Origin of the sequence: Pseudomonas sp. I2, assembly GCF_040984075.1 — a bacterium.
GTDB lineage: Bacteria > Pseudomonadota > Gammaproteobacteria > Pseudomonadales > Pseudomonadaceae > Aquipseudomonas > Aquipseudomonas guariconensis_B.
The window spans coordinates 1-397 of record NZ_JBCGFQ010000216.1 but is presented as its reverse complement, the minus strand read 5'-3'; the positions used below and the strand labels follow the sequence as shown (position 1 = coordinate 397).

Below are 397 nucleotides of genomic sequence, written 5' to 3'. Positions count from 1 at the left end.
GACGTGGGTCGATAATCACCACGTCGCCATCGGAACCGGGCGCTAATAATCCTTTTTGCGGCCACAGGCCAAACAGCCTGGCGGGCATTGCGCTGGTTAATTCAACAAAGCGTTCCGGTGTTATACGTCCCGTCATCACGCCACTGGAAAAAAGTAACTGCATGCGGTTTTCCACACCGGGTAAGCCCTTTGGGCAGCGACTGAAATCGCCGTTAGAAATTTGCAGGCGTTGAGCCATCGAGAAGGTGCAGTGATCGGTCGCCACCACGTCAATCGCACCATCGCTGATGCCACACCACAGTTTGTCCTGCTCGCGTACGTTACGCAGCGGTGGGCTAAGAATGAACTTCATGCCGTCTTCTGTATCGTAACTGCGTTCGTCCAACAGGAGGTATTG

The 397-nt window shown here is 54.2% G+C and carries 1 pseudogene; it reads right to left on the bottom strand.

What is annotated here, in order from left to right:
* A pseudogene (gene hyuA / locus WCE05_RS26320) lies at positions 1 to 397 on the bottom strand (D-phenylhydantoinase); the annotation flags it as partial.